Here is a 15,973-nt window from a genome sequence, read left to right as displayed (position 1 = left end):
TATGGCGAGAGGGGAGCAGCTCGGAAGGCAATGGAAAATCATCCAGACCTTGATTACCTCCCGGCAGGGGCGATCCGCCGCAGATCTGGCCAGTGAACTCGAATGCCATCCAAGGACCGTTTATCGCGATCTCGAAGCGCTGCAGATCGCCGGTTTTCCCATTTATACCGAACGGGTCGACGGAAAAAACCTCTGGTCCGTCCTGGACACCGTAAAGCATCAGATCCCCGTGCCGTTCACGCTGACAGAGTTGATGGCCCTCTATTTCAGCACCGACATGTTGAAAGTCTTCAGAGAAACCGCTTTTTATGATTCCCTCGAAAGCCTCTCGCAGAAGATCAAAGCCACTCTACCGCCCGATTCTCTACGCTACGTCAAAGGACTGGAGCAGACCATCGAAGTCGGCATCAAGCCCTACTGCGAGTACTCGAGGTTTCGTGAAATCCTGAACCGGGTCCACGATGCGGCACTCCGAAGGAGGTCCATCGAGATGGTCTACTTCACCATGAGCCGCAGGAAGGAAAGCCGGCGCAAGGTCGACCCTTACCGTATCTGGTTTTTCAACGGGACTTTCTACCTGATCGCTTATTGTCACACCCGCTGCGCCGTCCGGATCTTCGCCGTCAACCGCATCAAGATGCTCCATCTGACCAATGAACCCTTCACGGTTCAGGAAGGCTTTCGCTTCGACGCCTTCACGCAGTCGAGCTTCGGCGTCTTCCAGGGGGAGATGGTCCGGATCAAGGTCTGGTTCTCCCGGGAGGTCGGAGGCTACATCCGGGAGAAGATCTGGCACCCGAGTCAAAGCATCCTGATTCAGAGAGATGGATCCGTCCTCTTTGAAGCCGAGGTGCCGTGGAGCGTGGAGATCAGGGCGTGGATCATGGGCTGGGGGGCGGATGCCCTCGTGCTCGAACCGCAGTCTGTACGGGAGGAAATCCAGGCCGAGGCGCGCCTCATCGCCGAGCGTTACGATGGAAGCGCGCAAGCACCCTCGCACCTCGAACCTGAACAAGAATCGCTTTCGTGACAGCCCGCTGATTGGCGGCGGCACCGGGCCCCGTACATCCCGTTATTGGAGATCATCACATAGTGTCAGGTCCCAGGGTTTCGCACTGTCGTGCTTTTTGCCCATCCACCTTCACGGAATCCACCGGCAAGAGTTTCCAGACGACGTTGAGCTCACCGTCGACCAGATGTTCGAACGCCGCTGCGGCAGCCTCTTCCCGGCTTCGCACAAGCGTCGTAAAAACAAGCTCTGTCCCGCCCATGAATTGCCTCATTTCAAAAAGATATACCGGCAGGCCATCGTTGCTCATGGGTACCCCTCCTTCTCTTCGACCCGTCCATGTCAAAGGGGGCAACACTTTCATCCCCCCTCACCATAACTGAGCAGCACCCTAGCACAGCCGATTGACAGATCCGGTCACAGGAGCGCTGTTTTTATCGGGTCGGCACAGGAAGCAGGCGGCGATGCCTGAATCCTGAGGTCGAGAGGGAGGGGGCATGAACCTCGATGGCTTTATCAGTTCGAGGCGAACGGCACAGGCTTCGTGCCTTTTTCAGCGGCGCTTGTTCTTCTACAGCAGTTCCAGACCTTTGCGCCACAGGTTCGCCTCGGCCTGCCGGCGCTTGATCAGACCGGACGAGGGATCCCACAGCCGCTTCATGGACACGATCTGATCCTCGACCTCGCCGAGAATCGATTTGACGTGTTCTGTGCCTGCTGCGGCCTCGTCCGCCCGCGCGAGGATCGTCTGAATCTCCTTCATTTCCCTTCGTCGAGCTCCGCGCAGATCGCTTCCACGGTTGAAGACGAGGCTGACCAGAACCGAACGGCACAGAGCAGGCAGACGCTCGAGCGAGGGATAGATCCCCTCGCAATCGGCGTAGAACCGCGGCAGGGTTTTTTCTATAAAAACCGACCAGGCATACTTGAAAGGAATCTCCACCCCGAGCTGCCGAAGCTCCCGAGCACGAGTTTTCGTCCCGCGTTTACCGATGTCTCTGGCCAGTTCAGCCAGAACGGCATCGGATAGATGGGGCCCCCAAGACGCAATGAAATCCGCCTCGGTATTCCACTTCAGATCATATCCGACGCCGATGGTGATGCCGCTCTGCTCGCCGGGATAATGAGGCCACCGCGTGTAGAGATCGTAATACGCGAGGCCGCCCGTCTCCTCGAGGGCGATGAATGCCAACCCATTGGTGTCAAGCTTTGGAAACGGCTCCGGCCTGGATTCCAGCCATGTCCAGAGCGTTAAACCAGCGATCCCCGTCACGGGCTGATGGGCATAATCCTGCGCGTACCGGACGCCCCTCTGAGTCGCGAGGCCGAAATCCCCGTCCGCAATCAGCATCGCTCCGACGCGGTTGAGAAAAGACTGCAGCCTGTAAACCGCTTCGCCCTTGTCTCCTCTTTTCAAATCCGGATCAGGCATTGTCCGCTCCTCCTGAAAAGTTTGTTTGTGGATGACGTCCATCTGTACAAGTTGTCAAACCATCGATTTCACGAGAATAATACTTGGAAAAAAGGCCCTTCCATGCCCTTCAGAGATTCGTACCCCGTGAAAGATCTCTTCCCATCTCCTATCTCAGGCTCCCGTCGAAGATTGCCATGCCCCTACCGTTTCCACGGTGATCTTGATGCCTCAGCGGACGGCAACCCCGAAAATGATCGACCCGATGACCAAGTCAGACATGCACGACTCAGTCGGATAGACGCATCCGCCACTATTGGGCCCGAATTCAACTCCCGGCCGTGCCATGTCCATTTTTCAGGCTACATGCAGTGGCCCCATGATTGGGTACAGAACCATCGGCATTCCAAGGCCCTTTTTGGCGGAGGATGACGCGGCTGATTTCACCGGGCACCCACAGCCGCATCCGCGGTCCCCAGGTCCCGGTGCCGCGGGAAACGATCAAATCCATTCCTTCGCGATCGTATCTCCCCTCGACCCGGGGGTAGAGGACCCGCACCAGGTACTTGAACGGCCATATCTGGCCGTTATGGGTATGACCTGAAAGCATGAGATCCACGCCCGCCTCCGCTGCACGACCGGTCAGCCAGGGCGTGTGCGAAAGGAGGATGGTCGCCCCCTCCGGCCTGCCCCGCAATGCTCGATCCAGGTTGACCTCCCCCTCCCCTGGGCGCCGTCGGGCAACTGTCAAATCATCGACCCCCGCAAGCACCAGACCGTCCGCCGGCTGCGCCCACTCGTTGGCGAGGAGCCGGATTCCGGCGCCCGCAAGGATCTCGCCGGTGACATCCCGGCGATTGGGGCGCACCGCATCGTGGTTTCCCCGCACAGCCCACACGCCCAACGGCGCCGAAAGCCGCTGCATCACCGGCACCATCTCCCCCGGGTCGACCCTGCGCTCGAACAAGTCCCCGACCAGAACGATCACATCCGGCCGGAGGTCCAAGGCCTGATCGATGCGGGCGCTCAACCAGCTGGACCCCAGCAGCGCCTCACCGACATGCAGATCGGCCAGGGCCGCGATAGTCAGACCATCCAGGGTGTCGGGCAGGGCGTCAACGGCCACTTCATAGGTCTCGACGATCGGAGGCCGCAGGCCCTGCACATGCCCAAGGGTGATCGACATCACCCCGAAGACCGCACCCATCAAGCGTAAGCGGTTCAGCGACCTCCTGAACAGCAGTCCGAACCCGGAAACCAGATCGGCGATGAAGAAGCCGACCGCAGCGAGAAAAACGCATCCCACCCACTGCATTCCGACCACCTGGAGCGTATCGGACACTACGCCGGCCCCATGCCCCCTATAGATGCGGCCCAGAAAAAAAACGATCCAGCACGCAACACCGACGCCGATCAACCCTGAGCGCTTCATGCGTCGATTGAACACGGTCAATGAATCCAGGCGAACAAAAACGTAGATTTGGAGCAGCGTTATGACCGTGATCAAACCTATTCCGAAGATGAAAATAGGACCCTCCTATTCCAGGGTGAATCTGGTGTCGGACATTCCGGGAAGACTGTAAGGCGCTGCGGCTCTTCCACAGCGATGAAGACGACCAGTGCAAGGCCTCACGCGTTTCAGAGCAGGGGGCCCAGCAGCCTGCAGGCGTTGTCTACAAAACGGCGCCGGGAGGGGCGGGAGTTCCAGACATCCGGGTCCAGCCGCTCGGAGTCCCGAAGGTAGCGTTCCTGAAGATCACGGAGACGACCGGTGAAATCGCGGTCGTACACCAGGAGGGAGATCTCCGAATCCAGCCAGAAGCTGCGCATGTCGAGATTGACCGACCCGAAGACGCTGACCGCCCCGTCGATGGTGAGACTCTTGGTGTGGAGGAGTCCGCCGTTGAAAAGCGCGATCCGAACCCCTGCCGACATCAGATCGTCGAAGTGGGCTGCACTTGCGTGGCGGACGAGCAGTGAATCGTTCCGGGCCGGAATGATCAGGGTCACCGCCACACCGCAGAGCGCGGCCGTCGTGAGCGCTGTCAGCAGCGCATCGTCGGGGACGAAATAAGGCGTGGTCATGACGAGTTCGCACTCGGCGCCATAGATGGCCTTGAGCAGCACTTGGTGAATCGACTCCGCCTGGAGGTCCGGACCGGAAGGCACGACCTGCACCACCGAACCGCCCGGCATGGCCGATCCCGATGCTGTCCACACCGTCGGCGGCTCGAAGGTGGCGCCCGTTTCGACCGACCAATCGAAAAGGAATACACCGTCGAGTGAGGCAGCGGCCGGCCCTTTAATACGCACCATGGCGTCCACCCATTCCCCGACACCCGCCTTTTGTTTGAAGAAGCGGGGGTCGACCAGGTTCTGGCTGCCCGTGTAGGCCACCCGCCCGTCGATCACGGCGATCTTCCGATGATTGCGCAGGTCGGTGCGCGTGGCAAGCGCACGTGCGAGTCCGGTCGGCCAGGCAGCCCTGAGGTCGACGCCTGCACGACGCAGCCTCCCGGCCTGAAGCCCTTTGAGAAATGTTTTGCTTCCGAGCGCATCCGCGATCGCCCGGCACTGCACCCCACGCTGGGCCGCGCGGGTCAGGGCGTCCACGATCTCTCCTGTGCGGCCTTTCTCCTCCCAAATGTAGAAGCAAAGATGAACCGTTTGCTCCGCCGCGCCGATGTCGCGGATCATATGGTCGAAGACCGACTCGAAATCACTGAGGAGCAGCGTTTCATTCCCCGGCAGGGCGGGGAAACCCTGGAGGCGCTCGGCGTGGCGTCGAAGCGGTTCGCCCGGAGGACCGATTGGCAAAGGCACCGTTACCGCTTGCGCCCCGAGGGACGCCTGCCACCGGGTCAGCCTGGGGACACCACTCTGAATCCGCACGGCACGGCTCCGGCCAAGCCGCTTTTCGCCGAAGAGCAAATAGACTGCCGCGCCTGCGAATGGCACACTGAACACCACCACCAGCCAGGCCATCGCAACACCCACAGGCGGCCGACGCATGACCACACGGATCGACAGGATCACAATGACGACCCAGTGAACCACCAGAACGACAGTGGAAACCATGTGTGGATTCAAGCTACAGCCCTCGAGATTAAAGCCTGTGGATTCTCCACCCTTCCTAAAAGGAATGCTGGATCGATTCAAGCCGGAACACGGACCGTGGCCCTAAGTTCGGGTGGCCGGGTCGTGGGTGCGGAGACAGGAATTTCAGCAAGATGGGTGCACACCCAAAGAAAACGAGCGGCTTATTCATTCCGATGCTGTCTTGCCAGCGATCCTTATTATTCATAAGCACCTTCCGCAAGATAAGGCATCAGCAACGCTCAAGAGAGTTCTACCGTCTTAAAGAAAGCGTCCTTTGAAGTGATCAGATCCCTTCTTCAAGCCACTGGGGATCGTCGCGCTTATCCAGGAGGAAACAACCTTCCCGCAAACGTTTATAGATTCACCTGTAGAATTCCGCCATTCCCAAAAGCATAAAGGCCCGTGTGATCAAGGCAAAAAAAATCGCATATGTAAACAGAAGGAAAACATCACCGATCAACCGCCGAGGGTCTCCACCCCATATTTCCAAAGGTCCATAGATCAGTTCGTATAACCCGAAATTTGCCACCAAATAGGCGACGAGCGAGGCAATCCCTGCCAGGAAAGAAACCCAGGCTTGACGTCTGATTGTCTGATATTCCTGAACCTGGTACCTATGGCGTCTGCTGAAAGCCGAAAACACGACAAACACCGTGATCAGTGTCGTAATCGAAGTGACCAGTTCAGAAGACAAATACTGGAATGCACCCGATCCGGGGGGTTCATCATAGAATTGACCAATCGGTATCACTTTCATCATGGTGTTGGAAAGAGGAAAGAATACAGAAATTCCCGCAAGAATCCCCCACAAATTTTGTAGAAATGCAAAAAATTCCTTGAATTCCTTGAGGATTTCTTTTCTTTTCAATGAATCTGGCATATGCCGGTGCTCTTTCCTATTCGATTTTCATCGTTCGTAACCATCCGGAAATGATTTTCCTGTATGACCCGGTTTCCAATCCAGAAAGGAGGATTTTTTGCAAATATAAAGGGAATCGAATGATTGCACTGAGGCGTACGGATTTCGCACTGTACAAGCACGCGCGCGGATCGACGCCGAGATTGAGCAAAAAGGCCATTTCCGGACGGAAACCAGACAGAACAGGAACCACGCGCGAAAGGGACCACGCTTATAGGGTCTGGAAAGTGTTCCAGAAGAAAGCGGAATCGTCAATTCTTTCCTGGAACGCCATCTTGCCGGCTAAACCCCTCTTTTTGACACCGAAATGAAGCGTTTAAGCACGGAAAATGCGCTGTTTAACCACGATAATTAAGCATTGTCAACATGTTATCTTGGTCCGACCCCAATTTTAGTTTTAGATAATGCATGAGGGCCGCCCGGGAGGTCTCCACCATCTCCAGGGATCTGACCTCCAGGATGATCTTCATGATGATCGAAAAATCGAGCATATCCAAGACATGACGCCAATCGAGCGTCCCTTCTTCGAGGCCGTTGTGCTCGTCGTGTTGACCCGAATTGTTGCTGGCATGCACATAGACCACCCTGCTTCTCACTTCACGCAGGAAAACGTCGATCTCGCAGCCGAGTTCGCCGCGTCCGCAGCCGTTGTTGAGATGCCCGAGATCAAGCACATATCCGAGTTCCGGAAAGCTTTCAAGGATGTCGTACGCATAATCGGCGACCAGGGTGCTGTTCGATTCGTACAGCATGTCCACGCCAAGATCCGTAGCATACAAAAGGACTTCTTTGAGGCGCCGCTTGTCCTCTCGAGATAGAATCCCATCGTTCAAATGGAACACAAGCTGCGGCGCCTCAAGAAAACGGCACACATCGAGTTCCGCGCTCAATACAGCCAGGTTGGCCTTGGTGAAAGATGGGTAGGGCTGGAAAATGCCGGCCGTACCGGAGTGGATGCTCAATTCGAACCCCTCCAGGTACCGCTTGACCTTTTCCAGGAAATAGAGATTGAAATGCAGTTTGGAGTTCCGCCGATTGATCTCGACGGCGTCGAATCCCAGCCCGGCAATGTGTTTATACCATTTGGCCTCCTGGACAATTTGCGTCGTAATGCCGAGTACTGGGACCATTGGCTTTTCATTCCAAGGCTTGAGCATTCACGGAAGGGACCCCGCCCTATCACTCCGGAAAGAGGCCGCCCGGCGCGCGGCAACAGCCTCAAAGCAACCCCCGGCATGCGGGAGGGTCTTTGAAAACACTGCCAGCGGCGTCTTCAAACCGCATGGCATTTGAGCGAGCAGGGATGCCTCCATAGCCACATAGGGCGCCTCGCCCTGGCACCCTCGACAGATCGAGCCGTCTGTGACAGGGTAGGCCTCTCCGCAGACCATGCAGATCTTGAAACCCTTGCGGCGCCGCACCTTGATAAACTCCGGATCGAGCTGCACGGCCTGTAGGCTGCAGACACCGGCTCCGGCGGTCTTGATCTCCTCCAGAAGGCGGACGGAGTCCTGCTGTTTCTTCGGTTTAAGCTTGAAGTACCAGCTTTTCAATCCCGGCCAGCCCTCCATTTTGGACGCATCGACATAGACGCGCACCCCTCTGCCGCTTGATTTGTCATAAAGGACCAGCGCATAGCGGCCCAGGTCGATCACCTTGAGCCATCCGTTGCCCGTCGTGCACGGCGTCAGCAACTGGATCGCATCCGGCAGGCAGGCACGGGTCTCACAAAGGGCGTCGAAAAATTCCCCTTCGGGGAGGTTGTCGAGCGCCAAGTCGACCATGAAACCACCCAGCACGACACCCGGGGCGACCGTTCCATGGAACCGGCGAACCGCCTCGAGATATTCATCGTAGGCGTAGGAACCGATATTCATGAGAAATACTCCCATATGTTGAGGTCAATGGCAATCTCTTCTCTTGCGGTTATCCGATTCAATCCCGGGGCGGCAGGGAAAAGATCGGCCAACGGTCAGCTTTTTGCCTTTTCTGACGATTTTTCTCTTCTCCTCCGGGATCGGCGGCGGAACCGGTTCGCCGACGAGCTTCGGCGGGGCAGCGCCTGAGGCACGCCCCGCGCCCCATGCACTTCTTCTCATCCACCGCAGTGGAAAACGGTTGCAGGAAGGAATCTTTGCTGCACGCCTGGAGGGCGCAATATGCCGTGCACCTTTGCCTTCCCTGCCGGCTCAAATCTTCTCGACCTGGACGGCACAGGCCTTGTACTCCGCAGTGAGCGTTTCGGGGTCGTAGACCGGGTTCGTGAGCCAATTGGCGCAACCGTCCCGAAAATGAAACGCCATCCAGACAAGCCCCTGAGGCACCTGGTCGGTGACCTTGGCCTTGACATGGACCTGACCCCGCCGCGATCGGACACGGACCGTGTCTCCATGCCGCACACCGAGCCGCTCCGCGTCGATGGGGGAGATGTCGGCCGTCTCCTCTCCGAGGAGGTCGTTCAGCCCGACTGAGCGTCCGGTCTGGGTGCGGGTATGGTAATGGTAGAGGCGCCTGCCCGTGCTGAGCACGAACGGGTAGTCCTCGTCAGGGATCTCCGCGGGCGGCGTCCAATCGACCGGCATGAATTGCCCCAGGCCGCAGGTAAACTGCCCGTCGCGATGCAGAAAACAGGTGCCGGCGTGAGAGATGTCCGGGCACGGCCACTGCAATCCGTCCTGCTCGATCCGGTCGTATTTGATCCCCGCAAGAGACGGAGCAAGCTGCGAGATCTCGTTGTCCCACAGGTCCCGGCCGCCCTCGGACGCCCATTCCTGCCCCATGCGCTTCGCCAGTTCGCGGAAGATCCACCAGTTGGGGCGCGCTATTCCGGGAGGCGTACTCACCGTGCGCACGCGGCTCACACGACGCTCGCTGTTCGTGAAGGTCCCGTCGTCTTCACTCCACGCCGCGGCCGGGAAAACCACATGGGCGAAGCGCGTGGTCTCGGTGGGGAAGATATCCTGGCAGACCAGGAATTCCGCCGAGGCCAGACAATGCTCGACGTGGCGGATGTCCGGCTCCGTGTTGGCCAGATTTTCACCGAAGATGTAAAAGGCCCGCACCGACTTGTCGACCAGCCCGTCCATCATTTGCGGGATCATCAGGCCGACCTTTTCCGGGAGCTTCCGGACGCCCCAGGCCTTTTCGAACTTGGACCGCGCCGCGAGGTCGACCACCTTCTGGTAGCCGGGGAACACATTGGGCAGCGCTCCCATGTCGCAAGCCCCCTGGACGTTGTTCTGCCCGCGCAGGGGGTTCACGCCCGCACACTCCTTCCCGAGGTTTCCGAGCAGCATCTGGAGATTGGCGCAGCTCATGACGTTGTTTTTGCCGCAGGTGTGCTCGGTGATCCCGAGGGTGTAGCAGAGCATGGCGGGCTTGACTTCGGATAGCATGCGGGCGGTCTCTTCGATCATGCCCTCCGGAACCCCGCAGATCTCCGCAGCGCGCGAGGGAGGATATTCCCGGACCTTTTCCTTGAGGACCTCGAAACCCACGCAGCAGCCTTGGACAAAGGCCTTGTCGTAACGTTCGTCCCGTATGAGGACATGCATGAGGCTGTTCAGAAACGCGATGTCCGTGCCGACGCGGATGGGGACGTGGAGGTCTGCAAAATCCACCAGGGAGTGCCTGCGCGGGTCCACGACGATCAGCTTGGCCCCCCGGTTCACCGCGTTCTTGACGAAGGTGGCGGCCACGGGATGGGCCTCGTTCATGTTGGATCCGATGACGAGGAAACACTTCGCACGCTTGAACTCTTCGAAGGAGTTGGTCATAGCGCCCGATCCGAAGGATGTCGCCAGCCCGGCGACGGTCGGGGCGTGTCAGGTCCGCGCGCAGTGGTCGATATTGTTGGTGCCGATCACTGCGCGAAAGAGTTTCTGCATCTGATAGGAATCTTCGTTGATGCTGCGCGCGCAGCTGACCCCGGCAATGGCGTCCGGACCGCTCTCAGCGATGATCTGCTTGAATTTCCCGGCCACCAGATCCAGGGCCTCGTCCCAGCCGGCCTCCCTGAACCGGTCTCCTTCCCGGATCAGCGGCGTCTTCAACCGGTCCTCCGAGTAGATGAAATCGTACCCGAAACGCCCCTTGACGCACAGGCGTCCCTTGTTGGGCGCGCCCTCCTCGACAGCCGTCACCTTGAGGATGCGGCCATCCTTCACATGCAGCCACAGCTGGCACCCGACACCGCAATAGGGACAGGTCGTCCGGACCTTGGTCTGCTCCAGCGGAAGCCCGAGTCCCAGGGACTTTTTCTCCACAAGAGCACCGGTCGGACACACCTGCACACACTGTCCGCAGAAGACGCAATCGCTTTGGTGGTAAGGCCGGTCGCCTTTTGTGACGATCTTGGTAGCCGCACCCCGGTAACCGAAGCTGATGGCGCGGTTCACGACGAGCTCGTTACAGGCCGCAACGCACCGGCCGCACAGGATGCAACGGGAAAAATCCCTTATAATCAAAGGGTTTACTGTCTCGATCGGATAGGGATTTTCGGGAGGTTCGAAGGCGCCGGGTCGTGCACGGTACTCGATCGCCAACTCCTGCAGCCGGCAGTTTCCATAGGCGGGGCACAAGTCTTTATGTTCATTTGGCTCCATGGCCTGCAGCTGAAAGTCGGTCCAGTTGTCCAACGGTTGGTCCAGGACCAGACAGTTGTGGTTCCCGGAAGACAACAGGAGCTCGATATTGAGACGCCGCGCCTCGATCACGCGCGGCGTATGGGTCCTGACAACCATGCCCGGCGCTGCCGGGGTCGAACAGGCCGTCACAAGGGCGGGAGCCCCCTCCACCTCCACCAGGCAGATCCGGCATGCCCCGGTCGGCGTGGTCTCCTCGAGATAGCACAGCGTCGGGATCTCCACGCCGTTTTCCCTCGCGACTTCGAGGATGGTCGCCCCCGGCTTGAAAGGGACCTCTTTGCCGTTCAATGTAAGAAATTCCGAAACCATGAAACGCCTCCAATTCGATACCTGTCAGCGGAAATGCGGACGATGAGCCCCCTCAGCCGGAGAGACCCTTCGCTGCCTGGAAAAGGATCCGGTCAGCAGCAACATATATCAGCGCTGATATATGTCAAAAACGATATATCTGTCAAGCCACGTTTTTCGCGTGATATCAAAAAAATCGTCCTGCTCCTGAATCGGAATACCGCGGCCGCTCTTCCGTTCGAGAAGGCCCTGTGCCTCGTGCCCCTCGAGCAGCCGCCTGCCTCAGCCGGAGAAAGTCGTCTGTGGATTCGACGGGGATGCAACGCAAGGGATCAGACGCATCACGCCCTAGCGATCGCGCTCGAGGACCTCGGAAGCAGCCTCCGGGAAGGGAGAAACAGGATCTTCAGGAGAACCGCCCTCTGTTTGGGGGTCTCCAACATCGCCGAATTCAAGGGCCGCGTTCCGGAACTGTTGCCCATCGACAAGACGGAACCCTCTCGGAGTTCGCCGGTAGGCCTGCACCTTTATGGAGGCCGAAAACGATTCGATCCCCCCAGGTTCAAAACCAGACCAGGTCGGCACCGACACCGTGACGAAGCTTTCCCGGGGAGCGACCGCGTTCAGCACAAGCCTTCTCATCCGATCCTGGGCCGTGATTCGGAACCTGCCGGCTTCCGGCCGGATAAATGCACTGAATAGGACCCCCGGCCTGGCAGAACTGAACTCCCATGAAAGAAACTCGGACTGGTAGGCCAGAAACCAAGCCTTCAAGGGCCGCCCCTCGATCATCACCTTCCCGCCGGCAACAGCGAAGCGGCAATGGTTGTCCGGACCGATGCCCTGGGCCCAAACCCAGGCTGGTGGAAAAATTTCGCCCCAATTGGATTCCTGATGGGCATAACCCGTTCCCGACATGTCTTGCCGAACCTCTCCGTCCCAGACGGAACAATGGTAATCCGCCGGGGTCCCAAGGGTGTACACCAACCAGTGCAACGGCACGAACCGCACGAATTCCACCCAGCCTTCAGGCCCGGCCCAAGGCAAACACCGATTCCATGGCAAACGTTCACCATCCAGAGCAACCTGCACCTCAACCCGTTCAGGGATGCGTATGTCGATCCACTTGTTGGAAATAACCCCGAAACCCTCCGCCTGCCACTCGAATGCTGCCCACTCCTCGCTCAATGGATCCTCGAGGACCCTCTCCCGGAGAGACCAAAACCCGGATTTCGGGGGGTAAGCCTCAAAAATCCGCGTACCATCCTCATCCTGGATGATGACAGCCAGATATCCTGGACCCTCCGCCGGTCGCCCGATGCATTCGCCGACAACCTGCGTCGCTCCGATGACAGCGAGCGAAGACAGCCCGCCCCGCTCCACGACGCGCGTATACCAACCCTGAAAGGACCCGGTCTCATCCGCAGCCAAGGGAGGGTGCCATTCCGAGGCCTCTAAACCCTGTGCCGACACGGACAGGAATGAAAAAGCCAAGAGCGAGGCCAACACCCGATGCATCAACCGCCATCCCGCGCAGGCTGCAAGAAATTTGAAATCAGTCAAGGAGCGCCATCGACAGCAAGCCGTATTCATAGGGTGTTTCCTCTTCACCTGCGTGTCCGTTTCCGGCTGTTCCTCTCTCAGGCATACGCCGCATGCAACGTGCCCGAATGCCTCGGGGACGTCTCTCCCTGAAACCACAAAGACGCGGTGTACGATCTAAATCCCGGGTCGGCATCTTGAATCTCCACCTCGACCCAGGTAATGGGCTGCGAATCGATCCATGTGCCGGTGTTGATGTAAAGGGTGTCGAATTCTCCGGCACGGTATTCGAAGGCAGCCCGGTGGGTATGCCCGAACAGGATGATCCTCGGAGCGAAGGGATACAAATCCTTGATGGAGTCGGGCATCTCGAACAGGAGCCGGGCCACGTGATTCAGGTAAAGATCGCTCATGACGGCCTCATCGCTGCTGATGATGTTTTGACGTGAAGGCCAGCCGCTGAAAATGCCGCCGTAAATCCATTTGACAGCCGCTACCAGAGGGTCTCTCGAAAATCCGTCCACCCCTTCCATACGGTACCGGTCCCAGGCCCGGTATCCCATCAACCGGTAGATCCCCGTATAGAGCGCCTGGATGAAGGCGTCGTCGATCGGACCGCTTTCCTGCTGGCGAAAACCCGCACGGATCGAGTGCTCTTGCATGCTTTCGAGCGCATGACCAGGCGCTTTTAAGAACCGCCGGAGCAGCTCGGGCGTGGTGACGCGTCTCCCCGTACCGAAGGATTCGGAGGCAGCCAGTCTGGAGATAAAGTATCCCAAGGGCAGGTGACCGTCCGGCCGGCTCCAGATGTCCGGGGCGTTGAAGAGGGAATAGCGGTGGCCGTGCTCGGCCCAGATCACCTGGTCGCGGGTGTAAGCGCCCAGCCCGGGTGCATCCGACTCGATCCTCATTCCTGGAAAAACCCCGCCGATGAGGGTCTTGTTGTCCGGGTCATATGAGAGCAGGTCGTGGTTGCCCGTCACATAGACAACATCGAGGGCCGGATTCAGACAAAGCGCCTGCAGGGCTGGCACCACACCATTCGCGTAGTTGTCCTCGAGGACATCGGCAAGGCTGCGGGGAGGTCCTTCCACAGGTGAAACCCAGTCGTCGAGCATATCACCCAAGATCACCAGTTCGGATACATCTTCCCGGTCATTCAAATCCTCGAAAAACTGCACCAAGAGCGGGGCGTGTTTGGAAAACCAGGCATAGGGCGCATCGACGTTCAAATGGAGATCACTGATGAAAACCAGCGTGGTCTTTCCGGCAACGCGGACCTTGGACGAAGGCCAGAAGGCGGATGCAACGCCGCCCCCGCCTGCCAGTGCGGCCGCCGTCCCCCCCACGACCATGCTCTTCAGGAAATCACGTCGCTTCATCGTCATGTTCCTCCCGGCGGGACAAAAACGCTCCTCATGAATTGTCAAATCAGGCAAACCGGCCTTTACCGGCCATCCCTATAAACCTTGCATTTTGTTTTCCAAAAGGCAACCTTTCACAGCGTGTTCTCCTGCCGAAAATACGAGGGCCCTTTCGAAGGTCGCCAGGCCTCTGCGCCCGGCCGATCTCGCGCGTGAGCAGGCCGCGCCGGTTCGACGGCTTGACATTATCAGACGCTTATCTTATAAGATCCTGCGCTCCGGCGGGTCTATCGAAACCATCCTCCTGCCATCCGCAGCCAAACAACTATGGTTTTTCCCCGGCGAGGCGCATAAAGAGGCCCACTCGAACCAAAGCGACTCAGGCAGATCCGGTTTAAGGAATCCGCAGCCGAATCGCATTTTCGACCTTGAAACAGCCCTCGGCGTCCAACCGCTCGATCAAGGAGGATGGGATGAGCACCGACAGCAACGATGCATGGGATATCGAACCTGGACAGGACTGGGACGTGTTCCTGTTTCAACCGGAAGATGCCGAAGGGGTTTCACGCCTCTTTCGATCGGTTTACGGCGAAGGGTACGCCGTCAGGACCTATGTGGAACCCGCTATGCTCATTGCCGAAAATGCGGCGCACCGGGTCATATCCAGCGTCGCCAAGACCCCCGGGGGGGAAGTCGTCGGACATAACGCCCTTTTCAACAGCGCGGCCCATCCCGGAACCTATGAATCAGGCGCCGGCGTCGTGCATCAAGCTTATCGGGGCGGAAAAGGGATCTTCACCCGCATGGTGGATCACGGCATCGAGGTCGCCAGGCAGTTTCCCCATCTGAATGCCGTTTTTTGCGAGCCCGTCTGCAATCACCTTTTCAGTCAGAAATTGACAGATAAAGCCGGCTTTCCGCCGCGGGCGCTGGAGGTCGACCTCATCCCGCCTTCGATCCACCAGGAGCAGGACGGCCGGGCCGGCCGGGTTGCGGCATTCCTCGTATTCCGGACATTCCGCCCGAGGCCCCATACGGTCTATCTCCCGGCGGTCTACCGGGATGAACTCGATTTCTTGTATCAAGGGCTCGACGACAGCCGCGACTTCCGCATCTCCGAACAGGGCATCCCGGCGCGCTCGGTTTCCGAAATCAGGCCGCAAATCTTCGATTTCGCCCAGGTCGCAAGAGTGGCGGTTCACGAGGTGGGGGAAGATTTCGCCCCCACGTTGGATCGCCTGGAAAAGGAGCTGCGGGGACGGAGCATCCATGTCAACCAGATCTGGGTGAACCTGGCCTGCCCATGGTCCGGACAGGCGGTTGAAATCCTTAGAGATCGCGGATATTTTCTCGGCGGCCCCCTTCCCCGCTGGTTCGACAGCGACGGGCTTTTGATGCAGAAGATCCTGAAGCGCCCGAATTGGGAGGAGATTCAGGTTCTCGACGACCACTATGCAGAGATTCTCAGGCGGATCCGGGCGGACTGGGAGCGCAGCATCGAGGCCGGGCGTAGCTGAAAAAGCCTGCAGCACCTCCGGGACAAGCCTCCCTTTTGCTTCGTCTTTCGATGCCTTGGCATAGAGAAATCATACGTCCTCCAGGAAAGTATCGGCCCCATGCGCCTGCCGGATGCCATTCAGCCGAGTCGAACGGGAGGCGGCAGCGTTCATCGGCCCCATGCGCCTGCCGGATGCC

General features: G+C 58.7%; 13 protein-coding genes. 3 read left to right on the top strand and 10 right to left on the bottom strand.

From position 1 onward, the window contains the following. Nucleotide 1: 1 nt before the first annotated feature. The gene (locus tag H567_RS0102725; protein WP_028320216.1) at nucleotides 2-1,030 is read left to right on the top strand and encodes a helix-turn-helix transcriptional regulator; all 1,029 of its coding nucleotides are present in this window, start codon (nucleotides 2-4) and stop codon (nucleotides 1,028-1,030) included. Between the two features lie 55 nt (nucleotides 1,031-1,085). Here the strand turns inward: H567_RS0102725 and H567_RS0102720 are convergent, their stop codons facing one another. The 5 genes from H567_RS0102720 to H567_RS0102700 form a co-directional block, all read right to left on the bottom strand. Next, entirely contained in the window at nucleotides 1,086-1,319 is a 234-nt protein-coding gene (locus H567_RS0102720; RefSeq protein ID WP_028320215.1) for a hypothetical protein, read from the bottom strand. Nucleotides 1,320-1,580: 261 nt separating this feature from the next. Next, complete coding sequence (locus tag H567_RS26845; RefSeq protein ID WP_051184422.1) at nucleotides 1,581-2,441, bottom strand: peptidoglycan-binding protein; 861 nt, start codon at nucleotides 2,439-2,441, stop codon at nucleotides 1,581-1,583. A 307-nt stretch (nucleotides 2,442-2,748) separates the two neighbouring features. Further along, nucleotides 2,749-3,927, bottom strand: a complete 1,179-nt coding sequence (locus H567_RS22735) for a metallophosphoesterase (protein ID WP_051184421.1) — start codon at nucleotides 3,925-3,927, stop codon at nucleotides 2,749-2,751. A 131-nt stretch (nucleotides 3,928-4,058) separates the two neighbouring features. Then, nucleotides 4,059-5,510, bottom strand: a complete 1,452-nt coding sequence (gene cls / locus H567_RS0102705; protein ID WP_208598314.1) for a cardiolipin synthase — start codon at nucleotides 5,508-5,510, stop codon at nucleotides 4,059-4,061. A gap of 370 nt (nucleotides 5,511-5,880) precedes the next feature. Then, complete coding sequence (locus tag H567_RS0102700; protein WP_153306024.1) at nucleotides 5,881-6,399, bottom strand: hypothetical protein; 519 nt, start codon at nucleotides 6,397-6,399, stop codon at nucleotides 5,881-5,883. Between H567_RS0102700 and H567_RS0102695 the strand changes: the two genes are divergently transcribed. Next, nucleotides 6,387-6,749, top strand: a complete 363-nt coding sequence (locus tag H567_RS0102695; protein WP_028320212.1) for a hypothetical protein — start codon at nucleotides 6,387-6,389, stop codon at nucleotides 6,747-6,749. The genes H567_RS0102700 and H567_RS0102695 overlap by 13 nt on opposite strands. 27 nt (nucleotides 6,750-6,776) lie before the next feature. Here the strand turns inward: H567_RS0102695 and H567_RS0102690 are convergent, their stop codons facing one another. The 5 genes from H567_RS0102690 to H567_RS0102660 form a co-directional block, all read right to left on the bottom strand. Next, complete coding sequence (locus H567_RS0102690) at nucleotides 6,777-7,568, bottom strand: sugar phosphate isomerase/epimerase family protein (protein ID WP_028320211.1); 792 nt, start codon at nucleotides 7,566-7,568, stop codon at nucleotides 6,777-6,779. Between the two features lie 27 nt (nucleotides 7,569-7,595). After that, nucleotides 7,596-8,315 carry an FmdE family protein gene (locus tag H567_RS22730; RefSeq protein ID WP_084516844.1) on the bottom strand — a complete coding sequence of 240 codons (720 nt, stop codon included), beginning with the start codon at nucleotides 8,313-8,315 and terminating at the stop codon, nucleotides 7,596-7,598. 312 nt (nucleotides 8,316-8,627) lie between these two features. Continuing rightward, complete coding sequence (gene fdhF, locus H567_RS27720; protein WP_084516789.1) at nucleotides 8,628-11,393, bottom strand: formate dehydrogenase subunit alpha; 2,766 nt, start codon at nucleotides 11,391-11,393, stop codon at nucleotides 8,628-8,630. Between the two features lie 327 nt (nucleotides 11,394-11,720). Next, nucleotides 11,721-12,890, bottom strand: coding sequence for a tocopherol cyclase family protein (locus H567_RS26840; RefSeq protein WP_028320208.1), 1,170 nt, complete (start codon nucleotides 12,888-12,890; stop codon nucleotides 11,721-11,723). Nucleotides 12,891-13,012: 122 nt separating this feature from the next. After that, nucleotides 13,013-14,296 (bottom strand): metallophosphoesterase, encoded by a 1,284-nt coding sequence (locus H567_RS0102660; RefSeq protein WP_028320207.1) that lies wholly within the window; start codon nucleotides 14,294-14,296, stop codon nucleotides 13,013-13,015. Between the two features lie 455 nt (nucleotides 14,297-14,751). Between H567_RS0102660 and H567_RS0102655 the strand changes: the two genes are divergently transcribed. Beyond that, complete coding sequence (locus tag H567_RS0102655; RefSeq protein WP_028320206.1) at nucleotides 14,752-15,795, top strand: GNAT family N-acetyltransferase; 1,044 nt, start codon at nucleotides 14,752-14,754, stop codon at nucleotides 15,793-15,795. The last annotated feature ends 178 nt before the right edge of the window (nucleotides 15,796-15,973 follow it).

Source organism: Desulfatiglans anilini DSM 4660 (genome assembly GCF_000422285.1).
Lineage (GTDB): Bacteria > Desulfobacterota > DSM-4660 > Desulfatiglandales > Desulfatiglandaceae > Desulfatiglans > Desulfatiglans anilini.
The sequence above is the reverse complement of the archived record's forward strand: the minus strand, read 5'-3'. Positions and strand labels throughout refer to the sequence as shown.

Excerpts from the sequence above, each read along its gene's own strand:
- H567_RS0102725 (WP_028320216.1), top strand. The coding sequence starts at position 2 with ATGGCGAGAGGGGAGCAGCTCGGAAGGCAATGGAAAATCATCCAGACC.
- H567_RS0102720 (WP_028320215.1), bottom strand. The coding sequence starts at position 1,319 with ATGAGCAACGATGGCCTGCCGGTATATCTTTTTGAAATGAGGCAATTC.
- H567_RS26845 (WP_051184422.1), bottom strand. The coding sequence starts at position 2,441 with ATGCCTGATCCGGATTTGAAAAGAGGAGACAAGGGCGAAGCGGTTTAC.
- H567_RS0102695 (WP_028320212.1), top strand. The coding sequence starts at position 6,387 with ATGAATCTGGCATATGCCGGTGCTCTTTCCTATTCGATTTTCATCGTT.
- H567_RS0102700 (WP_153306024.1), bottom strand. The coding sequence starts at position 6,399 with ATGCCAGATTCATTGAAAAGAAAAGAAATCCTCAAGGAATTCAAGGAA.
- H567_RS0102690 (WP_028320211.1), bottom strand. The coding sequence starts at position 7,568 with ATGGTCCCAGTACTCGGCATTACGACGCAAATTGTCCAGGAGGCCAAA.
- H567_RS22730 (WP_084516844.1), bottom strand. The coding sequence starts at position 8,315 with ATGAATATCGGTTCCTACGCCTACGATGAATATCTCGAGGCGGTTCGC.
- H567_RS26840 (WP_028320208.1), bottom strand. The coding sequence starts at position 12,890 with ATGCATCGGGTGTTGGCCTCGCTCTTGGCTTTTTCATTCCTGTCCGTG.
- H567_RS0102660 (WP_028320207.1), bottom strand. The coding sequence starts at position 14,296 with ATGAAGCGACGTGATTTCCTGAAGAGCATGGTCGTGGGGGGGACGGCG.
- H567_RS0102655 (WP_028320206.1), top strand. The coding sequence starts at position 14,752 with ATGAGCACCGACAGCAACGATGCATGGGATATCGAACCTGGACAGGAC.